16 protein-coding genes and 1 pseudogene are annotated in these 14,344 nt (G+C 63.5%); all 17 read left to right on the top strand.

The window, feature by feature from the left end:
- Window positions 1-317, top strand: a 317-nt coding sequence (locus tag SA87_RS12425) for a transposase (protein ID WP_211264209.1), incomplete at its 5' end; no start/stop codon positions are given.
- Between the two features lie 523 nt (window positions 318-840).
- Entirely contained in the window at window positions 841-2,076 is a 1,236-nt protein-coding gene (locus SA87_RS12420; protein WP_066441216.1) for a methyl-accepting chemotaxis protein, read from the top strand.
- Between the two features lie 1,244 nt (window positions 2,077-3,320).
- On the top strand, window positions 3,321-3,743 hold the full coding sequence (locus SA87_RS12410) for a hypothetical protein (protein ID WP_169816972.1): 423 nt from the start codon (window positions 3,321-3,323) through the stop codon (window positions 3,741-3,743).
- A 189-nt stretch (window positions 3,744-3,932) separates the two neighbouring features.
- Window positions 3,933-4,199, top strand: a complete 267-nt coding sequence (locus SA87_RS13375; RefSeq protein WP_169816971.1) for a hypothetical protein — start codon at window positions 3,933-3,935, stop codon at window positions 4,197-4,199.
- Between the two features lie 330 nt (window positions 4,200-4,529).
- Complete coding sequence (locus tag SA87_RS12405; RefSeq protein WP_066203877.1) at window positions 4,530-6,050, top strand: MDR family MFS transporter; 1,521 nt, start codon at window positions 4,530-4,532, stop codon at window positions 6,048-6,050.
- 126 nt (window positions 6,051-6,176) lie between these two features.
- The gene (locus SA87_RS12400; protein ID WP_066203933.1) at window positions 6,177-6,446 is read left to right on the top strand and encodes a hypothetical protein; all 270 of its coding nucleotides are present in this window, start codon (window positions 6,177-6,179) and stop codon (window positions 6,444-6,446) included.
- Window positions 6,447-6,591: 145 nt separating this feature from the next.
- A pseudogene (gene mntR / locus SA87_RS12395) lies at window positions 6,592-6,996 on the top strand (transcriptional regulator MntR); the annotation flags it as partial.
- Window positions 6,997-7,380: 384 nt separating this feature from the next.
- Entirely contained in the window at window positions 7,381-8,112 is a 732-nt protein-coding gene (locus tag SA87_RS12390) for an MBL fold metallo-hydrolase (protein WP_066203868.1), read from the top strand.
- Window positions 8,113-8,243: 131 nt separating this feature from the next.
- Window positions 8,244-8,594, top strand: coding sequence for a cytochrome c551 (gene cccB / locus SA87_RS12385; protein WP_066203930.1), 351 nt, complete (start codon window positions 8,244-8,246; stop codon window positions 8,592-8,594).
- A gap of 353 nt (window positions 8,595-8,947) precedes the next feature.
- Entirely contained in the window at window positions 8,948-9,406 is a 459-nt protein-coding gene (locus tag SA87_RS12375) for a hypothetical protein (RefSeq protein ID WP_156516553.1), read from the top strand.
- A 34-nt stretch (window positions 9,407-9,440) separates the two neighbouring features.
- Window positions 9,441-10,004, top strand: coding sequence for a type II 3-dehydroquinate dehydratase (gene aroQ, locus SA87_RS12370; RefSeq protein WP_066203854.1), 564 nt, complete (start codon window positions 9,441-9,443; stop codon window positions 10,002-10,004).
- Window positions 10,001-11,089: a M24 family metallopeptidase gene (locus SA87_RS12365; RefSeq protein ID WP_066203851.1), complete on the top strand. Its 1,089-nt coding sequence runs from the start codon at window positions 10,001-10,003 to the stop codon at window positions 11,087-11,089. Before aroQ ends, SA87_RS12365 begins: the two co-directional genes overlap by 4 nt.
- 156 nt (window positions 11,090-11,245) lie before the next feature.
- On the top strand, window positions 11,246-11,803 hold the full coding sequence (gene efp, locus SA87_RS12360; RefSeq protein ID WP_066203847.1) for an elongation factor P: 558 nt from the start codon (window positions 11,246-11,248) through the stop codon (window positions 11,801-11,803).
- Between the two features lie 267 nt (window positions 11,804-12,070).
- Window positions 12,071-13,135 (top strand): stage III sporulation protein AA, encoded by a 1,065-nt coding sequence (spoIIIAA, locus tag SA87_RS12355; RefSeq protein ID WP_245637746.1) that lies wholly within the window; start codon window positions 12,071-12,073, stop codon window positions 13,133-13,135.
- Between the two features lie 14 nt (window positions 13,136-13,149).
- Entirely contained in the window at window positions 13,150-13,665 is a 516-nt protein-coding gene (locus tag SA87_RS12350) for a stage III sporulation protein AB (protein ID WP_169793249.1), read from the top strand.
- A 15-nt stretch (window positions 13,666-13,680) separates the two neighbouring features.
- Complete coding sequence (gene spoIIIAC / locus SA87_RS12345; protein ID WP_066203842.1) at window positions 13,681-13,884, top strand: stage III sporulation protein AC; 204 nt, start codon at window positions 13,681-13,683, stop codon at window positions 13,882-13,884.
- A gap of 24 nt (window positions 13,885-13,908) precedes the next feature.
- Window positions 13,909-14,295, top strand: coding sequence for a stage III sporulation protein AD (gene spoIIIAD / locus SA87_RS12340; protein ID WP_066203839.1), 387 nt, complete (start codon window positions 13,909-13,911; stop codon window positions 14,293-14,295).
- Window positions 14,296-14,344: the final 49 nt, after the last annotated feature.

The following is a 14,344-nucleotide window of genomic DNA, read 5'->3' as shown; positions in this document are numbered from 1 at the left end:
CCAAGGCCGTCAAGGTGCTAGAGGAGGGCTTTGACGACGTCACGGCCGTGCTGGTCTTGCCGGATCGCTATCGGCGGCGCTTGCGTACCACGAACGGCGTGGAACGACTCAACGAGGAGATTCGCCGTCGTGAAAGAGTCATCCGCATCTTTCCCAACCGGGAATCCGTGATACGGTTGCTTGGAGCGCTACTCATGGAGATAGACGAGACGTGGACCACTGGGCACCGCTACCTGAATATGGATGAGTATTGGCAGTGGAAGAAGGAACAACAGAAATCCACTGAGCCGGCCATGCTGCACGTTGTGAATGCCTGAGTGACCTGTCCTTTCATTCGCCGAAGAGGGCAATTTACACATGATACTGGACTTGATCCGGAAGGCGTGCCGATGCAGTGGATTTTACCTTCCTATTCCCACGCCCGACGGTTAGACTCTTCCGCCCTGGCGAAACATCCGCTCTTTCAGCCGGCCCCGCTGCCCAAAGAAGCGTCATCTTTTTTTCGGGTCAGCCGGCGGGCGCGTGGGCCATCTGTTCCTCTATCTGAGAGAAGGCCGGTATTTTATCGGTGAGATCTCCATTCGCTTTGTACAGCGTGGACTTCTGCCTGCCTTCCTAAACCTACACGCTCCATCCCGGGATGATTTCCAAGGCTTTCACCGGAGGGTTCTGTAACGCTAAAAAGGCTTTTACACCATCAAGCGGATAAAATAAAGGTTAGAATTTACAAAAAAAAAAAAAAAAAAAAATAGGAATCAAAGACCATACCCTCCTTTTCTCCTCATGCCGATAATTGCTGATGAGCACTTATACCGGACGTCTAGGGAGGGACGGTTCATCATGAACGCTCGAAACGCCATTCCAAGCAAACCGGTCGTTTTCGCCTGGTTGCTTATTCTTTTACTTTCCCTTATCTTTTCTTTTCTTCCTCATGTCGGCATCATCGCGCTTTACCTTGCGCTCTTTTTGTCTGCGTTAGGGGTTCTGGGCGTGCTAACTTTTCTTCTTCATCCTTTAGAACAGGCGATGCATCGCATCGAAAACGGTCAGCTCGGACATAAAGCGGAGGGAGTTCAAACGCCAATCCGATACAGGCTTCGGGAACTTGCCGTTGTGTGGGATTCTTTCTTGACCCACCATCACCGAACACAGAAGTTGCTGCAAGAAGTCTCGCAAAGCGCCGAAGATCTTCAAATCGTCGCCACAACTCTGAAAGAGACCGCGGAATCTTCGGAAGCCACCACACGCGAATTGTTATCGGCCGTAGAGCAGATCGCCGCAGCAACGGAAGAACTGGCCGCGTCTGCGGAGGAAATGCAGGCAGGAATACAGGAAATTTCCACGACCGCGGAAACAATCTTTCGTCAGGCCACGCAGGCCAGCGAATATGCAAGCCAGTCGGTGCAATATGCGCAAGATGGCGCAAAGGCGGTCGCCACCGTCGATCAGCAGCTCAAGCTTGTGCACCAGTACGCCGACGAGATGAAACGCGCGATGACGGAAGCAGACGAACGATCCGAAAAGATCATGCAGCTCGCAGAAACCATTACGCACATCGTCAGCCAGACGAACCTTTTAGCGTTGAACGCGGCCATCGAAGCGGCTCGAGCGGGAGAACACGGTCGCGGATTCGCCGTCGTGGCGGGCGAAATTCGCAAGCTGGCGGAAGAAAGCGCTGAGTCGTCCAAAGTGATCATCACCCTTTTGAACCACAACCGGGAGCAGACGCAAAAAGCGGTCGCCCTGATTGAGCGATTGGTTGAGGCGGTGGTAGAAAGTCGCGCATTCTCTAAGCAGTCTCGCGACGTTTTGGAGGAAATCGTCCGACGGAGCCGAACGATCGAGGAAAACGCCCGACAATCCGCTCAGGCCACCGAGCAACAATCGCAGGTTCTGGAAGAGATGAACCGTACGATCAGCGAAGTGGCCGGAGCCGCTCAAGATATATCCAGCGGTATGGAAGAGATCAACGCTTCGACGGAACAGCAGGTCAAAGCGGCGGAGCAACTTTCGAAACTCACCGAACGATTGGCAAGTGTAGAACATCTATTAAAGGAACGCATAGCGGTACGATGAGGCTATCCGAGACGGGTCATGCGCCTCTTGCTCCTCACAAACTTCCTCGGGCGGGGAGCGAGATCAACTTCCGCTTCAGGAGCGCATCCGTCCGCTGACCGGGCGACGGGCACCCCTGCCGATGCTCCTTATGCCGATGCTCCTTAAGGCGCTTCGCATTCCCCGAGCGACGGGGGATGACCAGAAAAAGCGCCGGGAAGCCGAGAAGAAACGAAGAGAGTCCGAACGGGCACCGGACGCCTTTGAGGGGCTCACCACCAAGTGAGAGCGCCCGAAAGCCACCCTCCATCCCGATCCGGGCGGCGCCTTCTTGAGTCACGCGTGGGTCGGTCATCTTCTGTTCGAAGAAGGGCAGCGACCATCGTTCCGCCTTCGGGGTCCGAAGGAAAATCGCATCGTCGAATCCTTCTTCTCGCGTTTCAAAGAGGGCATCAAAAGCGTCTCTTGAAGCAAAGCGCGTCGAAGCCCTCGATGCGCTATTGGCCGAACGGATCCGGATCTGTTAGGTCTGCACCCAAGGGAAAGGGTGATGGGAGCCTGGGGATCTTCGAAGCTATGGACGCAGACCCTATCGGGAGGGGTGGGCAGGTTCTTGGCCATGGCTTCCACCAGCCGAAGAACGGTGTTGTCTCGACCCGACCCCGGTTGGCCCACAGCGAAGATGTAGGAGCCGGGGTTTTTCACCTCCAGACCGAACTGGAGGGCTTCCAAAGCCCGGGGCTGGCCCAGGGTGCCCTCTAAAAGGATGGTGAATTAAGTCCACTGGATCGACCATCTTCGCCCGACGAGGTCTGACGTCCGAACGAATAGAACCGTCAAAAACGCGGCCGCTCCCCTTGTGATCCTTTCGTATGCCGGTTTGAGGCACACGAAACTCCCCGTCTGCGGTTCGGTCAGAGGCGCAAGGGGGCCGGTCCGAGGCGAAAGAAGCAAAACCCCATTGGCGAAATCCGGATGTCCGGCCGGGGCTGGTTCACGCGGCCGGAAGTGGCTGCGGGGGCAGCTTCCGGCGCTGGAAGGTCCTTTCGTTGGGAAACCGGGGGATAGTTCGTTTTGCGCGAGCTTACGAGACCGGTCTTCCCATGAGATTGAGCGCGGATTTCCCTTGCGGTGAGATCCCTGCCTACCGAACCTTGACACGGCCGTCATCCGGATGGACGACAGACAAAACAGGAGAGATGTGGTATCATAATGATCGAAGGGGCTCGTTGCTTTATTGAAATAAAGGAGGATCGATCGGTATGATGAAGCGGAAGCGTCGGACGGCGATGATCGGCGGCTTGGTCGCGCTGGCGCTGGCCCTTCCGGGCGTGGCCGGTTATGCCGCGACAAAAGGGCTTCACCAGGAGGACAATATCGCTCTCTCCCCGGACCTGAAGGACGCGGAAGATGCGGCGGTCCCGGTTCAACGCACGGAGGTGGTGCCGTTATCCGGCGGATACAAGGTGGTCTATTACGCCGACATCTATGGTCAAAAGGAAGCGAAATGGAAAGAAATCTATTATGACAAGAAGGGGAACCGGCAGAAGGAGATCGTCTACGACGCGACGGGCGGGGAGATCGTTCGGCTTCCGGAGTGGACGGAAGCGGCCCTGCGGGCGAAAGGTCTTGTCCATGACGCCGAACCTGCAGACGTCGATGCGCTCATAAAGGGCGAGCCTCGCTAATTCGCGACACAAAAAAGACGTAGAAAATTCGTTGATCGATTTTCGCTCAAGACGCCAGCGCCGGTTCGGAACGCGGGGCCGAATCGGCGCCGGCCTTCTATGTATTTGGCGCCTCGATTCCGGTGATCAGGTACCGATCATTCCGTTCAGGGCGTTTTCGGATTCCTTCACTTTGCTCAATGGAGCGTGATGACGATGTCTGGAGATCGAGGGTATGTTTACGGGCTTTTTAGGGATGGGAAAAAGATTCTCTCTGTTTCGGATTCCATTGATTGCATCGTGACGGAACATTTCGCCAAGGAGTTCATGGGGATGCTTTTTCGACGCTGGTTTGAAGCCATACCGGAGCCGGAAATAAAAGCCGAAAAATGGGAAACCGGTGAATTGGAGGTGCTCCGCGAGGCGATCAACAAGGCGTTTTTTGAACTAGAAAAGGATGTGGCCACCCATGGATGAGATCGAAATGACTGCGTCAGTAATTTACAGCAATAAACGATGAAATATTCATAATTCACGGGAATGAAGCCGGTTGTGCATTCTTGAGTCGCATGATAGAATACGCGCATGGCGGTGGTAAGAACCGGGAAATCCTCGCCGATCCGTCCGATCGGATGATTTGCTCACATGACCTTTCGCCCGGGCAAGGCGGCGGTTCGATGCGGCGCGGGCCTGGCGGGAGGTCGGCAGGAATCGGCGCACCGGAGATCCGGCCGGTCGAGCGGCAAGCGAAGGCTTTGCCAGCGGGACGGATCAAGGTTTCATGAAGTCCGAGAGGGGGGGGAAATCGTGGCGGAACCGGCGACGCTGGACGAACGGATTCGGGCTTCTCGGCCGTACGTGCTTGCGGCGGCGATGCTCGGGATGTTCATGGCGGCGGTCGAGTCGACGATCGTCGCGACGGCGATGCCGACGATCGTCGGCGACCTCGGCGGTTTTCGCTGGATCGGGTGGGTGTTTTCCGGCTTTATGCTGGCGCAGGCGGTGACGACGCCGATCTTCGGGAAAGTGGCGGATTTGTTCGGGCGTCGGCCGGCGTATGCGGGCGGGGTGGCGCTTTTTTTGCTCGGATCGATTTTGAGCGGGCTGGCCCCGTCGATGGGCTGGCTGATCGCTTTCCGTTTTTTGCAGGGCCTGGGGGCGGGGAGCGTGATGCCGATCGCCCAGACGATGATCGGAGACGTTTACCCGGGGACGGAGCGGGCCCGGGTGCAGGGGTGGCTGTCGAGCGTCTGGGCGCTGTCGGCCCTGACGGGTCCGATGATCGGGGCGCTGATCGTCAAGTTCTGGCACTGGTCGTGGATCTTCTGGATCAACGTGCCGGTGGGCGCGGTGTCGGTGGCGCTCGTGCTTCTGTTTCTGGAGGAGCCGGCGCGGACGGAGCGGCCGGCGATCGATTGGGCCGGGGCGGCGGCGCTTTTTCTCGCCCTCGTCGGCTGGATGGGCGGACTTTTGTTTTCCGGCTCGCTCTGGCCGTGGCAAAGCTGGGAGACGGCGGCTCTTCTCGCGCTCGGCCTCGGGGCGTCCGCCTTCTTTGTGTGGGCGGAACGCCGGGCTCGCGAGCCGGTGATGCCGCCGGCGCTTTTCCGGGAGCGGCTGATCGCGGTGGCGAACGGAGCGACGTTCATCACGGGGGCGGCGCTTATCGCGCTGTCGACGTTTTTGCCGAGCTACGTGCAGGGGGTGCTCGGGCGGCCGCCGGAGGTGGCCGGCATGGCGTTGACGGCGATGTCGATCGGCTGGCCGCTCGGGTCGTTCGTCCTCGGCCGGCTGTACGGACGAATCGGACCGCGGGCGGCGGCGATCGCCGGGGCGGTGTTTCTTTTCGTCGGCGGGACGATGTTTGCCTTGATGCGGCCGGCGTACGGGGCGCTGTACGCCGGGGCGGCGTCGTTTTGGATCGGCCTCGGGATGGGATTTACGAATACGGCGTACATCGTGGCGATCCAGAGCCGCGTGCCGTGGGCGCTTCGAGGGGCGGCGACATCGACGAATTTGTTCATGCGGCTGTTCGGCGGGACGGTGGGGGCGGCGGTGTTCGGGGCGCTTCTCAACCGGGGCGTGGAGCGGGCGCTTGTCGCCGGAGGGCTTTCGCCGGATGAGGCGGAGCGGGCGATGCGGGCCCTCGGGACGCTTTTTCTGGGCGGAGGGCTGAGCGGTGTGACGGGGGTCGACCCGGCGCTTCTTGCCTCGGCGCTTGAGGCGGGAATGCGGTCGGTGTTCGTCGGGCTTTGGGCGCTGACGTTTGTGAACGGGGCGCTCGTCTGGCTTTTGCCCGGAGAACGGCTGCCGGGAGAAAGACGGGTCTGATGGGGCCCGTTTTTCGTTTTCCGGCCGTCCAGTGAAAAAGGGGGCATGGTTTTCGGCCGGTGGGAGATGCTTGGAACAGGCCGAGCGACATCTTGGCCGGGCATCCTCGCCGGAGAGGGGGATTCGGTGGGCCGCTTCGATTTTTTCCGCCGGCGGCGCCGGGATGTGAAGGCGGTCGAGTCGTGGCGGCACGAGCTCATCCCGGAGGAGTTCCCGGAGGGGCCGTACGGGGCGCCGCGGGAGATGGAGGTCGGGCGGGAGTGGCACCCGGACGATACGCGCCTTTCGGCCTTTCAATATGAGAACCGGGAGCTCCACGAAAGCATCCCGCGGCATCTTCCGCCGGCGGACGAGACGTACGGGGAAGCGGACAACGACGAGTCGCCGAAGGGGTAAAAGACGCCGTCGGCCGTCGCGCAGGCGGCGGCTTTTTTATGCCTTTTCGCGCTTTTTCATCCGCCCGTCCCTTGCGTCGCCGTCGGTTTGCCGCTATGATGGAGACAATGATGGGGGGGGATGGGCGGTGACGCGGACGCCGAGCATGGAAGACTACCTGGAGCAGATTTTTACGCTGATCAAAGAAAAAGGATATGCCCGGGTGGCCGACATTGCGGAGGCGCTGGAAGTACATCCGTCCTCGGTAACGAAGATGATCCAGAAACTTGATAAAAGTGAATACTTGAAATACGAAAAGTACCGCGGTTTTGTCCTTACGCCGAAGGGGAAGAAGCTCGGCAAGCGGCTCGTCGACCGGCACGCGATTTTGGAGGAGTTTTTGCGCCTGATCGGTGTGCCCGAGGGGGACGTCGTCGCCGACGTGGAAGGGATGGAGCATCACGTCGGTCCGGAGACGCTGTCGGCGCTGAGCGACCTCGTCCAGTTTCTGAAGGAAGATCCGAAGCGGCTGGCGGCGTTCCGGGAATTTCGGGCAAGGAATGAAGAGGAGCGGGGAGAGGGGGGGGCGGAAGGCGGCGCCGGGGCGGAAACCGACGTCGACGACGGGCCGGGAGCCGGTCGGCCGGAGGCGGACGACGGGATCGGCGCGGCGTCCGGAAGCGCCGGCGCCCAGGCCGGGGCCGATCAGAGGGGCGGCGTCGGGGCGGGTGAGCGGGCGAACGCCTGAGGCGCCGATTCGGGCGGGCCGCGGCGGCCGGCGGTTTGGGCGCGGTCCTGGGGATGCCGGATGAGGACGGGCTTCGGTCGCCGGCGGTCTAAGCGTTTGGAGCATGCGGGCGGCGTCCGAAGGGCGGTTTTCGGCAGGCGGTGCCCGAGGGGCGGAGGGCCGTCAAGCAACCAATCACGCGTCGAGTTCAAAGCGAGGCGATGGTTCGTGCTGGTCACCGTGCTCGGTTTCTGGGGCGCGTATCCGGAGGCGGAGGGGGCGACGGCCGGCTATTTGCTGGAAATCGGCCGGACGAGCGTGCTCCTCGATGTCGGAAGCGGCGTTCTGGGGAAACTGATGAAGTACCGCATGCCGAAAGAACTGGACGCGGTGATCGTGACGCATTTTCATCACGATCACGTCGCGGATCTCGGCGTGCTGCAGTATGCGATGCTGCTCGACCGGAAGGCCGGCGGGAAGAAGGAGCTTCCGATCTACGCGCCGCCGTCGCCGGAGGCGATGGTGCGGGCGGTTGAGGGGATCGAGGGGACGACGCTCATCCCGATCCGGGAAGGGGATCGGCTGGAGATCGGCGGCGGGCGGTTTTCGTTCCTTCGGACGGTTCACCCGGTGGAGACGCTGGCGGTTCGGGTCGAGGCGGACGGAAAGGCGATCGTCTATACGTCGGATACGCGGTTTTTCCCAGAGCTTGTCGCCTTTTGTCGGGGGGCGGACCTCCTCATCGCGGAATCGAGCGTGTACGCCGGGGAAGACGGAACGCCGGCGGGGCACATGAACGCCGAGGAGGCGGGGCGGCTCGCGGCGGAGGCGGAAGCCCGGCGGCTGGTGCTGACGCATCTTCCGCACTACGGGATGCACCACGCCCTCGTCGAGGCGGCGGCGGCGGTATTTTCGGGTCCGGTGCACCTCGCGCATACCGGAGCTCGGTATGGGGTGTGATCTTTGAGCGATGGGCTTCGGGTCACAAAACCGCCATTTTTTTCTTCCCGATGGCCGGATGCGTTGACCGCCGTTTTGTTAAAATCAAGGAGATGCGAGCCCTTAGGGCATGAAAAGAGAGGAGGATGTCGATGCGGAAACGTCTTCTCGTGCTTGCCGGAAGCGCCCTCATTCTGGCGGCGGCCGGCTGCGGCGGCGGTCAGTCGGGGGGCGGTCAGACGGAGGGCGGTCAGACGGGGACCGGCACGGCGACGGGCGGCGCGACGGCGCAGGCGGAGTCGCTCTTTAAGTCGACGTGCGCCAGCTGCCACGGGCAGGATTTGAGCGGCGGCCTCGGGCCGGACCTCCGGCAAGTCGGCGCTCGGCTGAGCGAGGATGAGATTTTGTCGATCATCGAAAACGGCAAGGGGACGATGCCGGGCGGGCTCCTCAAGGGCGACGACGCCAAAGCGGTGGCCGCCTGGCTGGCGGAGAAAAAGTGATCGTCGGATCGAAAAAAGCGCGCCTTCCGGCGCGCTTTTTTATGGTTCCCCGGCGCATCAAGGCTTGGTCCGAAGACCGGCCAGGCGGATTGAACGTTCGGCGCCGTCGGGAAGACTATAGACCGCACCGAATCGACGGTGCCGGCCCGGTCCGGAAGCGGTTCGGGCATCGGCGGCCGGCACGCGAATGAGCATCGGTGGCCGGAAAGCGGAAGGAGCGCCGTCGGCCGGGCGTTGCCCGCGGGAGCGGAAGCCGGTTCTAGGCGGCGGCCGCTTCCGGCGCGGCCGGTGTCCCGGCGACCGGCGGCGTCCGGGGCGAGGGGCGCAGGCAGGCCGGACGGTCAGGCGGGGAGGTGAGCGATGTGACCAGGCGGCGACGGGCCCGTCGCAAGGGACGGGAACCGGGAGAAGGGGAGCGGATTCGGGCGGCATTCGGCGTGGCGCTCGCGGCGACGGTCCTCTTCGGCGGGCTGGCTTACCTCGCCGGCGCCCTCGGATGGACCGAGCTCGTTCCGTCGGATCTCATCCGGCATCTCGCGCCGGCCGGAACGCCGTCCTGGGCGCGGACGATCGGCGGACTGGCGGCGGTGTACGGGCTTTTGTCCGCCTACGCGCTCCTCTATGCGTTTACGCTGGCACGGGTTCGGGCGTTCTGGCCGGGCCTCATCGGCGGCGCGCTCCTGTGGGCGGCGTTCGTCGGGCTCGGCTATCCGGATGTGAACACGCGGGTGGTGACGCTGTCTTTGTTCGTCCTGGCCTCGCTGATGATCGGAGCGAGCCTCGTGCACGCCTTTTCCAATCCCCGCTGGTGACGTGGTAGAATGATCGGCGAAAGGGGGAGGGGGCGTGCGCGTTCTCGTCATTCATGGGCCCAATCTGCAGCTTCTCGGGACCCGGGAGCCGGAGATCTACGGCCGGACGACGCTTCAGGCGATCGACGGGCGGCTCAGGGCGCTCGGCCGGGCGCTCGGGGCGTTCGTCGAGTGCCGACAGTCCAACCACGAAGGGGAGATCGTCGCCTGGATCGGCGCGGCCCCGGGGCAATTTGACGGCCTCATTCTGAATCCTGCGGCTTACACTCATACGAGCGTGGCCATTCGGGATGCGCTGGCGGCGGTCGGCCTCCCGGCGGTGGAAGTGCATCTTTCGAACGTGCATCGGCGGGAGGCGTTTCGCCGCCGGAGCCTCGTCGCACCGGTCGTCCTCGGGACGGTGAGCGGGCTCGGGGCGCTCGGTTATGAGCTTGCGCTCGTGGGGCTTCTTGCGCACCTTCGGGGACAAGCCGTCGCGGACGCGTTCGGCGGCCTTGCCGGCGATGGGGGAAACTCAGGGGCTGCCGGCGGGTTCGGAAAAAGCGGCGGGGAAAACCCGGCGCTGAAGGCGCCGGAGTTGGGGGAGAAGAACCGGTGACGGAGCATCCGGAGAAAAACGAACGCCTGATCCGGCTTCAGGAACGGCTGCGGGCCGAAGGGCTTTCGGCCCTCGTGGTGACGCACGGGCCGAATCGGCGGTATCTGACCGGTTTTACCGGGTCGGCCGGCCTCGTCGTCGTGCTTCAGGATCGGGCGGTCTTGATCACGGATTTTCGCTATGAAGAACAGGCGCAGGCGGAAGCGATCGGCGTTCAGGTGGACATCGCCGCCGGCGGCGGATACTGGGATCGGGCGGCGGAACACTTGACGGCCGCCGGCGCTCGGCGGATCGGGTTTGAGGCGGAGCATCTGTCGGTGGCGCACTTTCGCCTTCTTTCGGAGGCGGTCCCGGGGGAGTGGGTACCGGCGTCGGGGCTCGTCGAAGCGCTGAGAACGGTGAAAGAGGCCGGCGAAATCGAGCGCATCCGCGCCGCCTGCCGGCTGGCGGACCTCGGGGTGACGTACGCGCTTGAGATGGCCCGGCCGGGGATGACGGAGCGGGAGCTGGCGCTCGAGCTTGAAAGTTTCCTGAGGCGGCAGGGGGCGGAAGGGATCGCCTTTCCGACGATCGTCGCCTCCGGCGAACGGGGAAGCCTGCCGCACGGTACGGCGTCCGATCGGCCGATCGGGGACGGGGAGCTCGTCACGCTCGACTTCGGCGTCGTCGTCGAAGGGTATGTGTCGGACATCACCCGAACGTTTGCCGTCGGCCGTCCGCCGGAGAGGCTCCTGGAGGTCTACGAGGTCGTCCGGCGGGCGCAGGAGGCGGCGCTTCAGGCGGTGCGCCCGGGAGTTTTGGCCCGGGAAGTGGACCGGGCCGCCCGGTCGGCCATCGAGGCGGCCGGATACGGGCCGTATTTCGGCCACAGCACCGGTCACGGCATCGGTCTGGAAGTGCATGAAAAGCCGGCCCTCTCGTCCCGAAGCGAAGAGGCGCTCCGGCCGGGGATGGTCGTGACGGTGGAGCCGGGCATTTATCTGCCCGGCCTGGGCGGGGTGCGGATCGAGGACGACGTGCTGGTGACGGAAGCGGGAGTCGAGGTGTTGACGCTGGCGACGAAGGCCCTCGTCGTCGTCGGCTGACGGGCGGAAAAGCGCCCTTAAGCGATCGGATGAACGGGGAAGCGATTTATTGGGGCTGGCAGGGGAAGGGGGCCGAATGGCGAAGAGGTCGGATTGCGAAGATGAAGCGGGATTGCTAAGATGGTGGAGAAGCTTTGGTCAGGAAGGATGACGGGCATGATTTCGACGAACGACCTTCGAAACGGCATCACGCTCGAACTCGACGGCGATCCCTGGCAGGTGCTGGAGTTTCAGCATGTCAAACCCGGCAAGGGCTCGGCCTTTGTGCGGGTAAAATTAAAAAATTTGCGGAACGGAAACATCCGGGAAGACACGTTCCGGGCAGGGGAAAAGGTGCCCCGGGCCCACGTGGAGACGCGGGAGATGCAGTATCTGTATGCAAGCGGCGATGAGTATACGTTTATGGATATGAACACTTACGAACAGGTGACGCTGAACCGGCAGCAGCTGGAGTACGAGCTGAACTTCCTGAAAGAAAACATGACGGTGCATATCGTGCAGTACCAGGGGGAGATCATCGGCATTCAGCTGCCGAACACGGTGGTGCTGGAAGTCGTCGAGACGGAGCCGGGGATCCGCGGCGATACGCAGTCCGGCGGATCGAAGCCGGCGAAGCTCGAGACGGGGTACGTGGTGACGGTTCCGCTTTTTGTCAACGTCGGGGACAAGATCATCGTCGACACCCGCTCCGGGGAATATGTCTCCCGGGCGTGAGGGACCGGGGCGGCCTTCGCAAGGGGAGCGATCTCCGGAACCGGCGCGGTTTTCGGGGAACCGGCGCAGCGTTCGGAATCGGGGCGCTCCTTGAAATGGACCGTCCGGCGGCGGGCGAGGGCAGCGCTCCGGGGGTAAAGCGGTAAAACAAATGCCGGCGGTGACGGCGGGCGATCGTCCGAGAGGCGATCGTCCGCTTTTTTTTGTCGATTCTAAGGCGGACGGGCGGCGCATACGGTGGGGATAGGCGGACGAGGGGGGACGCAGGTGGCCGGATTTGGAGCGTCGACGAAAGAACCGACCTCGGAGACGGTCGGACTGCGAGCGATGGTGCGGTCCCGGCTCCTTCCGGCGCTCCCGCCGGCGATCGGAAGGGCGCTTGAGGCGCTGTCGGCCGCGGGGCTTCCCGAGGAAATTCGACTCCGGGCCGGACGGCCGGTGGAAGTCGTCGCCGGGGAACGGGCCGGCTTTTTGACTCCGGACGGGCGCCTCGGGGCGGCGACGGACGGGGCCGTCCGGGTGTCGGCCGACGACGTTCGGCGGACGTTTGCCATCCTGACCCGCCATTCGGTGTATGCGCTGGAGGAAGAAATCCGGCGGGGGTACGTGACGCTCGCCGGGGGCATTCGGGTCGGCGTCGCCGGGGAAGCGGTCGTCGAAGGGGGGCGGGTGCTCCGCCTGCGCTCGATCGGGAGTCTCAACATCCGCCTGCCGCGGCCGGTCGTCGGCGCGGGGGAGATGCTCCTTCCGTACGTGCTGGAAAACAATCGGCTTCTCAGCACGATCCTCGTGGGGCCGCCGCGGGGCGGGAAGACGACGGTGCTTCGGGATCTGGTTCGGCTTTTAAGCGCCGGTTCGGACCGGTTCCGGCTTCAGGGCCGCCGGGTGTCCGTGATCGACGAGCGGTCGGAGATCGCGGCGGCGGTGGACGGGGTGCCGTCGTTCGACGTGGGACCCCGGACGGACGTGCTCGACGGAACGCCGAAGGCCGAAGGCATTGTCATGGCCGTGCGGGCGCTCGGCCCGGAGGTGGTCGCGGTCGACGAGCTCGGCGGCGAGGCGGATCTTGCCGCCGTCCGGACGGCGCTTTCGGCGGGCGTGGTCGTGCTGGCGACGGTCCACGGGGACCGGCCGGAGGCGCTTCGGACGCGGCCGGCGTTTCGCCCGCTGGTGGAAGCCGGACTGTTCGAGCGGTGGATCGTCCTCCGGCGACAGGCGGGCGGCGTCGGCGTTCAGGCGGTCTACGACGGAGCGCTTCGGGTGCTCTGGTCGGCGCGGGAGGGGAGTCGGAAGGGAGCGTCGGCCGTTCGAGGCGGGGCGGTGACGGGCTGACCGGGGGGATGGCGATGCACGAAGCATGGCTCGGGATGATGCTGTGGGCGCTTTCCCTGTGGAGCGGTCTGGCCGTCGCCGAGGGGTACCGGATGCGGCCGCGGCAGCTCCGGGCGCTTCGGGAGGCGCTCGTCCGGATGGAGACGGAGATCGTCTACGGCCGGACGGCTTTGGAGGAGATCTTTCGCCGTCTGGCGGCGGGGACGTCCGGACCGCTCGCGGGGTTTTTTGCCGAGGTGGCCGAGGCGATCGCCGGCGGGACGGACGACCTCGCGCCGGCGTTCCGTCAGGCGGTAGAGCGTCATTTTCCACGGGCCCATCTCGGCCGGGAGGAGCAGGCGGCGGTGTCCGCCCTTGCCGAGGTGCTCGGCCGGACGGACGTGGCGTCGCAAATTCGACACCTCCGCCTGGCCCTTTCGGCCCTGGAGGCGCTGGAGGCGCGGGCCCGGGAAGAGGAAGCCCGCTACGGGCGGCTCGCTCGGGCGTTCGGCTTTTTGTTCGGGCTGTTTTTGCTGGTGCTCTTTTTGTAGGCGGGAGGGAGACGGATGGGGCCGGAGGCGCAGACGCTCTTTCTCGTGGCGGCGGTGGGGATCATCACCGGCATGCTCCATACGGTGCTCAAACAGGTGGGGCGGGAGGATTGGGCCGACTGGCTGACGCTCGTCGGGTTTGTCTTCGTGCTTTCCATGATCGCCGGATACTTGCAAAATTTATTTCAACATTTGCAGCGCGTGTTTCATTTCTATTGAGCAGGGCGGCGGGTGGAGACGGAGATGGAGATCTGGCAAATCGTCGGCATCGGACTCACGGCGACGGCCCTCAGCCTGGTGCTCAAAGCGGAGCGGCCGGCGTTTGCTTTTTTTGTCGTGCTGGTCGCCGGCGTGATGCTCTTTTTTCTCATTCTGGACGATGTGGTGAAGATCGTTGCCTTGCTGGCCGACCTGGCGCAGCGGGCGAAGGTGAATACGCTCTTCGTCGCGACGATCCTGAAGATCGTCGCCGTCGCATATATCGCCGACTTTGCCGCCCAGATCAGCCGGGACGCCGGGGAGGGGTCGATCGCCGGAAAGATCGAGCTCGGCGGGAAGCTCATGATCCTCCTCATGGCGGTGCCGATCATCGAGGCGCTCATCGAAGCGGTGCTCAGGCTGATCCCGTAGCGAGGCGAGGCCCAAGCCGGGGGCACCGCATCGGCAGGCGGCGGGCGGG

It is taken from the genome of Hydrogenibacillus schlegelii (assembly GCF_001653195.1).
Classification (GTDB): Bacteria; Bacillota; Bacilli; order Thermicanales; family DSM-22653; genus Hydrogenibacillus; species Hydrogenibacillus schlegelii.
Note: the sequence above shows the minus strand (reverse complement) of the source record. Positions and strands in the feature narration are given on the sequence as shown.